Source organism: Rhodanobacter sp. MP1X3 (assembly GCF_014207165.1).
Classification (GTDB): Bacteria; Pseudomonadota; Gammaproteobacteria; order Xanthomonadales; family Rhodanobacteraceae; genus Rhodanobacter.
Map to the genome: position 1 here is coordinate 1001718 of NZ_JACHCO010000001.1, position 14316 is coordinate 1016033.

Sequence of the window (14316 nt, forward strand, 5' to 3'; positions counted from 1 at the left end):
AGGCGATCGGCGCACTCATCATGCTGATCCTGCTCGCGGCCGTGCTGGCCAGCGCGCTCGGCGTGGTGTGGACACGCCACGAGAGCCGCGTGCTGTTCGTCATTCTCACGACCCTGCAGAACCAGCGCGACGAGCTGAATATCGAATACGGCAAGCTCGAGCTGGAGCAGGCCACGTACGCCGAGCCACGCCGCATCGACGACCAGGCGCGTCAAAAACTGGGCATGCTCAACCCGCGCCCGCAAGACATCCGGTTGCTGCACTGATGGTTACGCGCAAGCCAACCCCATCATCGCGACAGGGCCGTCGGCATAGTGCCGGCCCCAGCGCCAGCAAGCGCATGACCGTGGTGGTCAGTCTGCTCGGGCTGGCGTCGCTCGGGTTGATGGCGCGTGCGTTCGATCTGCAGGTGGTCGGCAAGCAGTTCTATCAGCGCCAGGGCGATGCGCGCTTTTTGCGCGAGATGCCGATTCCGGTTTCGCGCGGGACGATCTTCGATCGCAACGGCGAGCCGCTGGCGGTATCCACGCCGGTGATGTCGATCTGGGCCAACCCGTCTGAAGTGCTTGAGAACGAAGACCGGATTCCGCAGCTGGCACAGGCGCTGGGTGCCGATGCCGAAGAACTGAAAGAGCGCCTTGAGCAACGTTCCGATCGCGAGTTTCTCTTTCTGCGTCGTCAGATGGCGCCGGAAGCCGCGCAGGCCGTGCTCGATCTGGGTATTCCTGGCGTCAATGGTCAACGCGAATTTCGCCGCTTCTATCCGTCCGGTGAGGTGACCTCGCACGTGCTTGGTTTTACCAATATCGATGATCACGGTCAGGAAGGTCTGGAGCTGGCCTACGACGACTGGCTGTCCGGCAAACCAGGCGAAAAGCGCGTGATCCGCGATCGCATGGGTCACATCGTGGAAGACGTCGAGCAGGTGCGTGCCCCGCAGCCCGGCCGCAACCTCACGCTGAGCATCGATCGCCGCGTGCAGTTTCTTGCCTACAGCGAGCTGAAGGCGGCGATCGAGAAGTCGAACGCCGACTCCGGCTCGATGGTGATTCTCGACGTCAAGACCGGCGAAGTGTTGGCGATGGTCAACCTGCCGACTTACAACCCGAACGCATTGGTGAGCACGGCGGCATCGGATCGCCGCAACCGCTCGATGACCGACGTATTCGAGCCGGGTTCGACGATCAAGCCGGTTCTGATGGCAGCGGCGCTATCCAGCGGCAAGTTCACGCCGACCAGCCCGTTGATCGACACCACGGGTGGACACTGGTTCTTTCTCGGACACGACATCCACGACACGCACAACTGGGGCGTACTCACGCCCACGGGCGTCATCACCAAGTCGAGCAACGTGGGCGCTGCACACATCGCGGCCGATCTCGACACCAGTCTGATGTACGACACCTACCGCGCGTTCGGTTTCGGTTCCAGCACCAACAGCGGTTTTCCCGGCGAAGCGTCCGGTCACATGAAATCTGGTAGCGGTTGGGGTCTGCGCGAAAAAGCCATTCTTGGCTACGGCTATGGGCTCAACGTCACCGTGCTGCAGCTCGCCAACGCGTACGCGACGATTGCCGATGGCGGCGTGATGCATCCGCCCACCTTTATCAAGGGTGGCGAAAACGATGCCAAGACGATCATCGAACCGCAGATATCCAAAGAGCTTATCGGCATGCTGGAAACCACCACCCAGCCGGGTGGCACCGCGGCGCCCTATGCGTGGATTGCCAACTACACGGTGGCCGGCAAAACCGGGACCGCGCATAAGGCCACCGTCGGCGGCTACTCCAAAGACAACTACGGCGCGGCGTTTGCGGGCTTCGTGCCGGCGACCAATCCGCGTCTTGTCGCCGCCGTGGTGATCGACAGTCCGAAGAAGGGCAGCTACTACGGTGGTCTGGTCTCCGGTCCGGTGTTCGCCAAGGTGATGGATGGCGCGCTGCGTTTGCTCGATATCCCGCCCGACAACATTGGCCGCTGGTATGTCGGCGGCCCCGTGCAGGACCAGAACGGATTGACCGGCAGCAAGCCACCGGAGGCGCCGAATATCGAGGAAGCGCCGGTTGACGAGGCGACGCCATGAGCACCGGCCAACTCGACCAGTTGCTGATGGGTATTGCCGATGCGCAAGTGGCGCGGGCACGAGGCGCGGCACGTATAGTTGTCTCCGGACTATCGCTCGACTCGCGCCGCGTGCGCCGCGGTGATGCTTTCTTTGCGCTGCGTGGAACCCAGGGCCATGGCATTGAATTCGCGGCTGGCGCCGTGCAGCGCGGCGCGCAGGTTGTGCTGGCCGAAGCGCCCGCTGTCGAGGTCGCGCCGCTCGATGTGCCGCTGCTGTGGATCGATGGACTGCGCGATCAGGTCGGCGAAATCGCTGCGCGCTTTTACGATCGTCCCACCGAGTCGATGCGTGTGGTCGGCATCACCGGTACGAATGGAAAGACCTCCTGCGTGCAGCTGTTGACACAGGCGCTGACGTTTCTCGGTCATCGCGCGGCAAGCATCGGCACGCTGGGTGCCGGCCTGCATGGCAAGCTGCTCGAAGGCGAGCGCACCACGCCAGACGCGATCACGGTGCAGCAGCAGTTGGCCGATTTTCGCGATGCCGGCGCCAGCCATGTAGCGATGGAAGTTTCCTCGCACGCGCTGGAACAGGGGCGCGTATCCGCCGTCGATTTCGAGGTGGCCGCTTTCACCAATCTCACTCGCGATCACCTGGATTATCACGGCAGCATGGAGGCTTATGGCGCAGCCAAAGCCAAGCTGTTTTCGTGGCTAGGTCTGCAGGTCGCCGTCATCAATATCGACGATGCGTACGGTGCGGATTTGCTGACCATGTTGCCTACAGGCGTGCAGGCGCTGCGGGTCAGTAGCACCGGTTTGGGTGATGCGGACATCATCGCCAGCGACATCGTTACCTCGTCCGAAGGCCTAGTGTTCCGGCTGCGCACGCCATGGGGTGCGCGCATGGTGAACAGTCATCTTCTGGGTCGTTTCAATGTGGCCAACCTGCTCACCGTGGTGGCCTGCCTCGGCGCGTTGGGTGAACCGTTCGAACGCATCATCGGTGCGGTCGAAAGCCTGCAGCCTGTGAATGGACGCATGAGCCGGCTGGGTGGATTGCATGGCATGCCGCTGGTAGTGGTCGATTACGCACATACGCCCGACGCGCTGGAGCAGGCGCTCACCGCATTGCGTGGGCACTGCGCTGGCCGACTGATCTGCGTGTTCGGATGCGGTGGTGAACGCGATGCCGGCAAGCGTCCGCTGATGGGCGGCATCGCAGCGCGGCTGGCCGACGTGGCGATTGTCACCGACGACAACCCGCGTGGCGAAGATGGCGACGTCATCGTGGCGCAGATCGTTGCCGGCATGGTTGCGTCACCATCGATGGCGGTGGAGCGTGATCGCGCAAAAGCGATCGGCGAAGCGCTGCAGCTCGCGCATTCCGGCGACGTCGTCCTGATTGCCGGCAAGGGGCACGAAACGTATCAGGAAGGTGCGACGGGCAAGCGCCCGTTCGACGATCTGGCCGTGGCGCACGCCGCGCTCGATCGGATGAGCCGGGAGCAGCGCGCATGATGCTGTTGAATACCATTGCGATGTGGACCCACGGCCATCTGCTCGGTGCGGATGCCGCGAGCACGGATATCAAAATCAGTGGCGTGGCCATCGATACGCGTAAGGTTGTGCCCGGGGATCTGTTTGTCGCTATCAAAGGCGAGCACGCCGACGGTCACGATTACCTCGCCGATGCTGCTGCACGCGGAGCCGTCGCTGCGCTGGTCACACGCACGATCGAGAGTGCGCTGCCGCAGGTGCTGGTGAAGGACGCCACACTGGCATTGGGCGATCTGGCCAGCGCTGTACGCGCGCAGCACCACGTGCGCGTGGTCGGCATCACCGGTTCCAACGGCAAGACTACGGTGAAGACGCTCACTGCATCGATCCTTTCACGCCACGGCCGCACTCACGTCAGCTCGGGCAATTACAACAACGAACTGGGCCTGCCGCTGACTCTGCTGTCGATGCCGCAGGACACGCAATTTGCGGTGCTCGAGATGGGCGCAGGCAAGCCGGGCGACATCGATTACCTCGCTGCCATTGCACGGCCCGATGTTGGCCTCGTCACTCTCATTGCGCCGGCGCATCTTGAGCGGATGGGCAGTATCGAAGGCGTGGCGGAAACCAAGGGTGCGCTGTATCAGGCGCTGCCCGCTGACGGCGTCGCGATCATCAATGCCGATGATGCCTTTGCCAGTTTCTTTGCCGGGCTGGTTGGCTCGCGCAAGGTGCTGCGCTTCGGGCTTGATCATAAGGCTGACGTTGGCGCCGACATTCTCGATCAGGGCATCGATGGCTCGCGCTTTGTACTCAGCACGCCGCAGGGCGATGTCGAAGTGTCGCTGACCCTCCCTGGCCGCCACAACATAGCCAACGCGCTGGCTGCTGCCGCTGTTGCTCTGGCGCTGGAGGTTCCGTTGGACACCATCGTCATCGGATTGGAGCAGGTCAGCGGTGTGTCAGGCCGGCTGCGGCGCATCACGACGCGCGGCGGCTGGACTTTGATTGACGATAGCTACAACGCCAATCCCAGTTCGATGATGGCGGCGATCGACACCTTGCTGCTGGCTCACGGCGAACGCTGGTTGGTGTTGGGCGACATGGCTGAACTCGGAACCGATGCCCGGGCGCTGCATGCGGGTATCGGCCAGCGCGCGCGCGACAGCGGTGTCGATCGCCTGTTTGCGGTGGGTCCTCTGAACGCAGCTACCGTTGAAGCATTTGGTGCGCAAGGCGAGCACTTCGCTGACAAGGTATCCCTGATCGCTGCACTCAAGAATCAACTGCACGACGGCGTGACCTGCCTGATCAAGGGTTCACGGTCCGCCGGTATGGAACAGGTCGTGGTCGCGCTGGGCGATCGCGCTGAGACCAGTGCCCAACACGCTCACACGGAAGACACCAACAAAGGGAGGGCATCCGATGTTGCTTGAACTATCGGATTGGATGGCCCGGCATTACACCGCCCCCCACCTTTTCCAATACATCACCTTCCGTACGATCATGGCTGCGCTTACCGCGCTGGCAACGTCACTGCTGTTCGGTCCGGCGCTGATCCGAAAACTGGCTGCGTTGAAGGCGGGGCAGGTGGTCCGCACCGACGGTCCGCAGACGCATCTGGTCAAGGCCGGTACGCCGACGATGGGTGGCGTGATGGTGCTGCTCTCAGTCGTTGTCGCCACCCTGTTATGGGCCGACTTGCACAATCGCTATGTGTGGACGGTGCTGGCGGTGATGCTGGCCTACGGTGCGATCGGTTTCTACGACGATTACCGTAAGCTGGTGCTGAAGGACAGCCGTGGCCTGGCCAGTCGCTGGAAGTATTTCTGGCAATCGGTGTTCGGTGTCGGTGCAGCGCTGTTCCTCTATTACAGCGCACCGCATGCGGTGGGCGCCTTGCCGGTTGCGGAGACCGCGCTGTACGTGCCGGTGTTCAAGCACGTAGTGATCCCGATGGGCTTGTTCTTCGTCGTGCTGACGTACTTCATGATCGTCGGTTTCTCCAACGCAGTGAACCTTACCGATGGTCTGGACGGTCTCGCGATCATGCCGACTGTGCTGGTGTCGGGCGCGTTGGGCGTATTCGCTTACCTCGCCGGTAACAAGCTATTTTCCGAATATCTCGGCATTCCGTCGATTCCGGGCGCCGGCGAGCTGGCCATCTTTTGCGGCGCACTGTCCGGTGCGGGCCTCGGGTTCCTTTGGTTCAACACGTATCCGGCGCAGGTGTTCATGGGTGATGTCGGCGCGCTGGCGATGGGTGCGGCGCTCGGCTGTGTGGCGGTGATCGTGCGGCAGGAAATCGTGCTGCTGATCATGGGTGGCGTGTTCGTGATGGAAACCGTGTCGGTGATGTTGCAGGTGGCCAGCTTCAAGATGACTGGCAAACGTATCTTCCGCATGGCGCCGATCCACCACCACTTCGAATTGAAGGGCTGGCCCGAGCCCCGCGTCATCGTGCGTTTCTGGATCATCAGCGTCGTGCTGGTACTCGTCGGTCTTGCCACGTTGAAGGTGCGCTGATGTTCGACTTCGACAACACCCAGGCAAAACGCCGCGAAGGTCCGCGCGGACGCTTCGACATGCTGCTTCTGATCGGTTTGATCGGACTCGCCAGCGTGGGTGTGGTGATGGTGACTTCGAGCTCGATCGCGGTAGCCGATAGCCAGCACTTGGGGCAGTTCTATTTCCTCAAGAAGCACCTGATCTTTCTCAGCCTCGGCATGCTGGCAGCCGGCATGGTGATGCGCACCGAGCTGAAGCTATTCGAGAAGTACGCGTTTCCGCTATTGGCCCTTGCCTTCGTCCTGTTGCTCGCTGTCTTCGTGCCGCACTTTGGCATGCGCATCAACGGCGCACGGCGCTGGTTGAATCTATTGGTGACCACCTTCCAGCCGGTGGAAGCAGTAAAGCTCATCCTGGTGATCTACATCGCCAGCTACCTGGTACGTCATCGCGAAAGCGTCGAGACGCGCTTCATGGGCCTGATCAAGCCGATCGCCGTTGCCGGCATCATCGTGCTGCTGCTACTCGCACAGCCGGACTTCGGCTCGGCTACATTGGTAATTGCGGTGAGCATCGCGATGGTGTGGCTGGGTGGCGCGCGTCCGGTCTTCCTGTTCTTGATGGGTCTTCCGCTGATGCCGCTGCTGTATGTCGCAGCGACTGGCGAAAGCTATCGCATGAAGCGGCTGACGACGTTCATGCATCCCTGGGATCATCCGTTTGACGACGGCTTTCAGCTGACCCAATCACTCATGGCGATCGGCCGTGGCGAATGGACCGGTGTCGGTCTGGGTTCCAGCGTGCTGAAACTGTCATACCTCCCGGAGGCGCACACCGACTTCATTTTCGCGGTGATCGGCGAGGAACTGGGCATGGCCGGCGTGGTGCTGGTGATGGGTCTGTTCGCGATAGTAGTGGGGCGCGGTCTGTATCTGGGGCTGAAGGGTGTCGAGATTGGCCAGCGGTTTGCGGGCTACGTGGCGTTTGGTATTTCGCTGATGATCGCGATGCAGGCCATCGTGTCGGTGGGCGTGAATCTCGGCGCGCTGCCAACCAAGGGGTTGACCTTGCCACTGATCAGCTACGGCGGCTCATCGATGGCGCTGACTTGCGCGATGGCTGGCGTGCTGCTGCGCGCGACGTTTGAGATCAATCGTGCGCTCGACGCGCGCGAAGTGCGCAATCGCATGTCATTGGCGGCGTCAGCACCTGACGCGAATGTCGCCGTCATTCACCCGGGCGAGGCAATGGCCGCATGACCGCCTCCGAGCCCGTGTTGATCATGGCCGGTGGCACCGGTGGCCACATTTTCCCCGGCCTCGCGGTGGCCGAGTGTCTGCGCGCGCAGGGCATACCGGTGGTGTGGCTCGGTGCGGTCGGCGGCATGGAGACGAAAGTCGTACCGGCACACCAGATCGAACTGCATACGGTGGCGGTCGGTGGCTTGCGGGGCAAAGGCTTGCGTACCCGATTGCTGGCACCGCTGATGTTGCTGCGCGCGCTGGGCGCCTCGCTGCGGGTGTTGAGCAAAACCAAACCTCGCAGCGTGCTTTCGATGGGTGGCTATGTCGCCGGCCCCGGTGGCCTCGCGGCATGGTTGTTGCGCCGGCCGCTGCTGGTGCATGAGCAGAATCGCGTGGCCGGATTCACTAATCGCAAGCTGGCGAGCTTGGCCAAGCGCGTGCTGGCGGGTTTCGCGGATGCGTTGCCGAATGCCGAGTGGGTGGGCAATCCGGTACGTGCTTCCATCGCATCGCTACCCGAACCGACGCAGCGTATCGGCGCCCGCACCAGCACGCCGCGATTGCTGGTACTTGGCGGCAGCCTCGGCGCACGTGCGCTGAATCTGGCGGTGCCGAAAGCGCTGGCGCAACTGACGCCGGCAGAACGTCCGGAAGTGTTGCATCAGTGCGGTAGCCGCGGTCTCGATGAGGCTCGCGCTGCGTATGCACAGGCCGGCGTCGAAGCCGAAGTCGTCCCCTTTATCGATGACATGGCAGGTAGCTACGGCTGGGCCGATCTGGCTGTCTGTCGTGCCGGCGCGCTGACGCTGGCTGAACTCACGGCTGCAGGACTGGGCGCAGTGCTGGTGCCGTTTCCGCACGCGGTGGATGACCACCAGACGCGCAATGCCGAAGCACTGGTTGCGATCGGTGCGGCCGAACTGATTCAGGAGCGTGATCTTGACGCACAGCAACTGGCGCAGCGACTTTCTGCGTTGCTGCATGACCGCGCTCGCGTGACTGCGATGGCTGTCGCCGCGCGCACGCTGGCCAAACCCGATGCAGCGCAAATGATCGCGCGTGCTTGCATGGAGGTCGCCGCATGACACTGCGTCGCCTGCATGCCCACGAGGATTTGATGAGCACGTTCCGCCGTGTGCATTTCATTGGCATTGGTGGTGTCGGCATGAGTGGTATCGCCGAGGTGCTGCACAATCTCGGCTATGCCGTGTCCGGCTCGGATCGGGCCAACTCGCCCACAGCGCAACGTCTGCAGCAGCTCGGCATCAGCGTGCATGTCGGACATGCCGCCGAACATATCGGTGATGCCGATGTGGTGGTGACCTCAAGCGCGATCAGCAAGGACAATCCCGAGCTGGTCGCTGCACGTGCCGCGCGTGTTCCGGTGATTCCGCGCGCGGAGATGCTGGGCGAACTGATGCGCTTCCGCCGTGGCATCGCGATTGCCGGTACGCATGGCAAGACCACCACCACCAGCCTCACCGCCAGCGTGCTTGCCGAAGCAGGCTACGACCCGACCTTCGTGATCGGCGGCCAGCTCAATGCGGCTGGTGCCAACGCACGGCTCGGTACTGGTCAGTATCTGGTGGCAGAAGCTGACGAGTCCGATGGCTCGTTCCTGCTGCTGTCGCCAGTGATTGCGGCGGTCACCAATATCGATGCCGATCATCTGGAAAATTACGGCGGCGACTTCGCGCAGGTGAAAAAAGCCTTCGCCGATTTTCTGCACCGGCTGCCGTTCTACGGTCTTGCCGTGTTGTGCGTCGATGACGAGGAAGTGGCTGAGCTGGCCAAGTCCACCACGCGTCGCGTGATGACTTATGGCATCGATACGCCCGACGCCGATGTGCGCGCCATCAACATCACCCAGCACGGTTTCGAGATGCACTTCGATGTGGTGTTGCCGGGCCGCGCTGATGCGCTGCCCATGAAGTTGAATCTGCCTGGTCGACACAATGTGTTGAACGCGCTGGCCGCGGTCACTATCGGCTGGCAGCTCGGTGTGGAAGCCGAGGCGATGGCGCACGCGCTGGAACATTTCCAGGGCGTCGGTCGACGCTTTCATGCTCGCGGCGAAATCGCGCTCGATCACGGCAGCGTGCTGCTGGTCGACGACTATGGTCACCACCCGCGTGAACTCGCCGCGGTGTTCGAGGCCGCGCGTGGTGGTTGGCCAAAGCGTCGCCTGGTGGTGGGTTTTCAGCCGCATCGTTACAGCCGCACGCGTGATCTGCTGGATGACTTTGCCAACGTACTGGCGGAAGCCGACGTGCTCGTGCTGACGGATGTCTATCCCGCTGGCGAGGTGCCGATCGCAGGCGCCGATGGCCGCGCGCTGGCGCGTGCGGTGCGCGCACGCGGCAAGGTTGATCCGGTGCTGATCGAGCATCCGCGCGAATTCAAGGACACATTACCGACCCTGTTGCGCGACGGTGATCTGCTGTTGTTGCTTGGCGCGGGCGACATCGGTGCCGCAGCACTGGAACTATCGCAGGCCGGTGAGCTGAGGACGCATAAATCATGAGTCAGTCAAACCCTATGTTTAATAAAATCCGGCCAAACAAGATCACCGACCCGGCTCAGTTCGGCCGTGTTGCCGTGGCGATGGGCGGGAGTTCGGCCGAGCGTGAGGTGTCGCTGGATTCCGGTCGCGGTGTGTTGGCCGCCCTGAAGGCGCGCGGTGTGGATGCACATGCCATCGACGGCATTCCGGCGTTGCTGGATGCGGTTCGCGCCGGTCACTTCGCACGCGTGTTCAATATCCTGCACGGTGCCGGCGGCGAGAACGGCGAGCTGCAGGGCGCGCTGCAGTCGCTCGGCGTGCCGTTTACCGGTTCGGGCGTGCTCGGTTCGGCGCTGTCGCTGGACAAGATTCGCGCCAAGCAGGTGTGGCAGGCGATCGGTCTGCCGACACCGCTCTTCAAGGCGTTACCACGCGGAGCCGACATGCATGCCGCGGCGCGCGAGATCGGTTTTCCGCTGGTGGTGAAACCGGCCTGGGAAGGCTCCAGCGTTGGCGTCACGCGCGTTTTTGACGAAAAGGATCTGGATGCGGCGGTGGCGCTGGCGGCGAAATATCCGGGCGACCTGATGATGGAAACGCTGATCGAAGGCGGCGGTGAATTCACCGTCGGCATTCTCGATCAGCAGGTACTTGCCAGCATCCGCATCGTGCCAAAGGGTGAGTACTACGACTACAACGCCAAATACATCGCCGACGATACGCAGTACATCTGCCCTGGCCTGGATGGCGCCGCCGAGCAGGCACTGCGCGAGTTGTCGCTGCGCGCCTTCGATGCGCTGGCCTGCGCAGGCTGGGGACGCGTCGATGTGATGCGTGATGCCGCCGGTCGTAACTGGCTGCTGGAAGTGAATACCGCGCCGGGCATGACCTCACACTCGCTGGTGCCCAAGGCTGCCGCCGAAGCGGGCATCGACTATCAAGAACTTTGTTGGCGCGTACTCGAGACCAGTTTCCGGGAGGACGCATGAGAGGCACCGTCCGCCTCATCGCCTGGTGCCTGGCCATCGCGCTGGTCGCGCTGCCGATCGTCGGCGTGCTGCGCGGATGGTTTGCGGCCAATCGGTGGCCCGTGACCCAGCTCACCGTGCAGGCGGAGTTCAAACACGTCACTGCGGATCAGTTGCGTGCGGTGGTGTTGCCACGACTTGGCAAGGGCTTTTTCGCGCTGGATCTCGACGCCGTGCAGAAAGCGGTCGCCGCGCTGCCTTGGGTCGAGTCAGTGGAGGCGCGCAAGCGCTGGCCCGACACCTTGTTGCTTCGTATCTATGAGCGTCAGCCATTTGCGCGCTGGAACGACAAGCAGCTGATCAGCCGACAGGGCCTGGTATTCGATGCGCCTGGTACGGATGACACCAGCGCGCTGCCGAACCTGCACGGGCCGGACGATCGGCTGGCCGAGGTGGTTAGCTTTTATGCCGAGACGCACAAGGCCTTCGCCGGTACGCATCTGGAAATCACCGGCGTTGCGCTGACCGAGCGCGGCAGCTGGAGCGTCACCACCGCCAGCGGTGCGCAGATCGTGATCGGCGATCGCGACCAGGCTGGCCGTCGGCTGCGCCGCTTCCTCGACGTCTATCCGCAGATGACGGCCGGTCATGCCGACGCCTTCGCCTACGCCGATCTTCGCTACACCAACGGATTTGCCGTGCGCTGGCCACAACCGCCGATCGCTACCCACGCTGGAGGCCCGACCCGCATATGAGTATCTCCTTATGAAGCCTCGCAACGACAAACAACTGGTCGTCGGCCTCGATATTGGCACCTCGAAAGTGGTGGCGATTGTCGGTGAGTACGAGCCAGGCGAGCCGATCACCGTGATCGGCATCGGCACCCATGTGTCGCGCGGCATGAAGCGCGGCTCGGTGGTCGACATCGAATCTACCGTGCATTCGATCCAGCGCGCGGTGGAAGAGGCCGAGCTGATGGCAGGCTGCGATATCCGCTCGGTGGTTGCATCGATCTCTGGCAGCCATCTGGAGACGCGCAACTCGCATGGCAACGCGGCGATTCGCGACCGCGAGGTCACCGCGGCTGATCTGGAGCAGGTGCTGGAGGCGGCCAGTGCGGTCGCGATCCCGGCCGATCGCAAGGTTCTATATAAGGAGTCGCAGGAATATCGCATCGACGGCCAGGACGGCATCCGCTCGCCAGTCGGCATGAGCGGTGTGCGGCTGGAGGCCAATGTGCATCTGGTCACCGGTGCAGCGGCGGCGGTGCAGAACATCACCAAGTGCATACAGCGCTGCGGGTTGTCCGTCGACGAGCTGGTGCCTTCGGCGCTGGCCAGTGCCAAGGCCGTGCTGACCGACGACGAGCGCGAGCTGGGCGTCTGCCTGGTCGATATCGGCGCCGGCACCACCGACATTGCGATCTACACGCAGGGCTCGATCCGTTTCACCGCCTCGCTGCCGATCGGCGGTGATCAGGTGACCAGCGACATTGCCTATGGCGTGCATACGCCAACGGCGCATGCCGAGGAAATCAAGATCAAGTACGCCTGCGCGCAGACCGGACTGGCGCATGCCGAGGAGACCATCCAGGTGCCCAGCGTGGGTGATCGTCCGCCGCGCCGGCTGGCCCGGCAGTCGCTCGCGCAAAGCGTGCAGGCGCGTTACGAGGAAATCTTCGAGATGGTGCAGGACCAGCTGCGTCGCTCCGGCTACGAGAGCCTGGTCGCCGCCGGCGTGGTGCTGACTGGTGGCGCTTCCAAGATGGAAGGCGCGCTGGAGCTGGCCGAAGAGATCTTCCACAAGATGGTGCGCATCGGCGTGCCGCAGCAGATCAGCGGTCTGGGCGAAGTCGTGGCCAGTCCGCTGCACGCTACCGGCGTCGGCTTGCTGCTGCATGGCGCGCGATCCGGCGGCATGCGCGTGAGCGGACCGGCCGGCGGCAGTGTCGGCGGCATCGTCGACAAGCTGCGTGGCTGGATCACCAAGAATTTCTGATTTCGAGCGACAAGGTTTTTGAACAACAGGTTTTTTTAACAGCAACGTTTTCGGGTGGCGCATGGAGTTGTCACCCAGGGCAGATGGAACCAGCCCACCACCATGGACCGACAAGGAGTCGCGTTACCTGGTTACAACGACAACAACTCTTTAGGAGGACGGGAAATGTTTGAACTCATCGATAAGCTCGCACCAAATGCAGTCATTAAAGTCATCGGCGTAGGCGGCGGCGGCGGCAATGCCGTGGCCCACATGCTCAATGCCAACATCGAAGGCGTCGAATTCATCGTCGCCAACACCGACGCGCAAGCCATGACCAGCTGCGGCTCGCGCACCCATTTGCAGCTGGGCGGCAATGTGACCAAGGGTCTCGGCGCCGGCGCCAATCCAGAGGTTGGCCGTCAGGCCGCGCTGGAAGATCGTGAACGCATCGAAGCGATGCTCGAAGGTGCCGACATGGTGTTCATCACCGCCGGCATGGGCGGCGGTACCGGCACTGGCGCGGCACCAGTGGTGGCGCAGCTGGCCAAGGAAAAGGGCATCCTCACCGTGGCCGTGGTCACCAAGCCATTCCCGTTCGAGGGTCGTCGGCGCATGCAGGTCGCCCTGAAGGGCATCGAGGACCTGTCGCAGCATGTGGACTCGCTGATCACCGTGCCGAACGAGAAGCTGCTCAGCGTGCTGGGTCGCGACGTGACCCTGCTGAATGCGTTCAAGGCAGCCAACGACGTCTTGCAGGGCGCCGTGCAGGGTATTGCGGACCTGATCACAGCTCCTGGCCTGATCAACGTCGACTTTGCCGACGTGCGCACCGTGATGTCCGAAATGGGCCTGGCGATGATGGGCTCGGGCACTGCCCGCGGCGATGACCGTGCGCAGGCGGCGGCGGAAGCGGCGATCAAGAATCCGCTGCTGGAAGATGTCAACCTCAACGGCGCCTGCGGCATCCTGGTCAATGTCACAGCCGGCACCAACCTGACCATGCGCGAGTTCGACGAAATCGGTCGGATCATCCACGACTTCGCCAGCGAAGACGCCACCGTGGTGATTGGTACTTCACTCGATCCGGACATGAAGGACGACGTGCGCGTCACTGTGGTCGCTACTGGCCTCAACCGTGCCGCCGCCTCGCGTCAGCCGATGCGCATGGTCGAAACCCAACAAGTGCAGATGCGTCCACGTCCGGTCGTGCTGCGTACCGGCACCGGTAACGAAGTGGTCGACTATGCCCAGCCGGAAGCGACGACGGTGAGCCATCATGCCCGCGCCGATGCGAATGGCGTGCCGGCCAAGAGTGCCGAACCGGGCTTCGATTACCTGGATATTCCGGCGTTTCTGCGCCGTCAGGCGGACTGAGTTTGAAAAGAATCGCTAAGGAGGCGTGAAATTATTGAACAAATGCCCGTTTAGCCGGTCCATTTGAAATCGCATCTATTGCGCGTGCTTTACGCGAGGCAGATGACGACTCGGCATGATTTTTGCGCCGAGGTGTGCTGGCTAAGCGTTCGGACTGTTGGTTCGTTCGTGTGCG

At 62.8% G+C, this 14316-nt stretch carries 12 protein-coding genes; all 12 read left to right on the forward strand.

Annotated features, from left to right (window positions below; genetic code table 11):
- Positions 1-5 precede the first annotated feature (5 nt).
- The 12 genes from ftsL to ftsZ all read left to right on the forward strand — a co-directional run bounded on the left by ftsL (position 6) and on the right by ftsZ (position 14141).
- Positions 6-266 carry a cell division protein FtsL gene (ftsL, locus tag HDE79_RS04145; protein WP_184601103.1) on the forward strand — a complete coding sequence of 87 codons (261 nt, stop codon included), beginning with the start codon at positions 6-8 and terminating at the stop codon, positions 264-266.
- On the forward strand, positions 266-2083 hold the full coding sequence (locus tag HDE79_RS04150) for a penicillin-binding protein 2 (RefSeq protein WP_255488233.1): 1818 nt from the start codon (positions 266-268) through the stop codon (positions 2081-2083). The genes ftsL and HDE79_RS04150 overlap by 1 nt, the downstream gene beginning before the upstream one ends.
- A complete protein-coding gene (locus tag HDE79_RS04155; protein WP_184600628.1) occupies positions 2080-3585 on the forward strand; it encodes a UDP-N-acetylmuramoyl-L-alanyl-D-glutamate--2,6-diaminopimelate ligase in 1506 nt (501 codons plus the stop codon). Before HDE79_RS04150 ends, HDE79_RS04155 begins: the two co-directional genes overlap by 4 nt.
- Entirely contained in the window at positions 3582-5000 is a 1419-nt protein-coding gene (gene murF / locus HDE79_RS04160) for a UDP-N-acetylmuramoyl-tripeptide--D-alanyl-D-alanine ligase (RefSeq protein WP_184600629.1), read from the forward strand. Before HDE79_RS04155 ends, murF begins: the two co-directional genes overlap by 4 nt.
- The gene (gene mraY / locus HDE79_RS04165) at positions 4990-6090 is read left to right on the forward strand and encodes a phospho-N-acetylmuramoyl-pentapeptide-transferase (protein WP_184600630.1); all 1101 of its coding nucleotides are present in this window, start codon (positions 4990-4992) and stop codon (positions 6088-6090) included. Before murF ends, mraY begins: the two co-directional genes overlap by 11 nt.
- Positions 6090-7331, forward strand: coding sequence for a putative lipid II flippase FtsW (ftsW, locus tag HDE79_RS04170; RefSeq protein ID WP_184600631.1), 1242 nt, complete (start codon positions 6090-6092; stop codon positions 7329-7331). The genes mraY and ftsW overlap by 1 nt, the downstream gene beginning before the upstream one ends.
- Positions 7328-8401, forward strand: a complete 1074-nt coding sequence (gene murG, locus HDE79_RS04175) for an undecaprenyldiphospho-muramoylpentapeptide beta-N-acetylglucosaminyltransferase (protein WP_184600632.1) — start codon at positions 7328-7330, stop codon at positions 8399-8401. Before ftsW ends, murG begins: the two co-directional genes overlap by 4 nt.
- Positions 8398-9840: a UDP-N-acetylmuramate--L-alanine ligase gene (murC, locus tag HDE79_RS04180; RefSeq protein WP_184600633.1), complete on the forward strand. Its 1443-nt coding sequence runs from the start codon at positions 8398-8400 to the stop codon at positions 9838-9840. The genes murG and murC overlap by 4 nt, the downstream gene beginning before the upstream one ends.
- 14 nt (positions 9841-9854) lie before the next feature.
- The gene (locus HDE79_RS04185; protein ID WP_184600634.1) at positions 9855-10808 is read left to right on the forward strand and encodes a D-alanine--D-alanine ligase; all 954 of its coding nucleotides are present in this window, start codon (positions 9855-9857) and stop codon (positions 10806-10808) included.
- Positions 10805-11542 (forward strand): cell division protein FtsQ/DivIB, encoded by a 738-nt coding sequence (locus HDE79_RS04190; protein ID WP_184600635.1) that lies wholly within the window; start codon positions 10805-10807, stop codon positions 11540-11542. Before HDE79_RS04185 ends, HDE79_RS04190 begins: the two co-directional genes overlap by 4 nt.
- Positions 11543-11552: 10 nt before the next feature.
- Positions 11553-12785, forward strand: a complete 1233-nt coding sequence (ftsA, locus tag HDE79_RS04195; protein ID WP_184600636.1) for a cell division protein FtsA — start codon at positions 11553-11555, stop codon at positions 12783-12785.
- Positions 12786-12950: 165 nt separating this feature from the next.
- On the forward strand, positions 12951-14141 hold the full coding sequence (gene ftsZ, locus HDE79_RS04200; protein ID WP_184600637.1) for a cell division protein FtsZ: 1191 nt from the start codon (positions 12951-12953) through the stop codon (positions 14139-14141).
- Positions 14142-14316 lie beyond the last annotated feature (175 nt).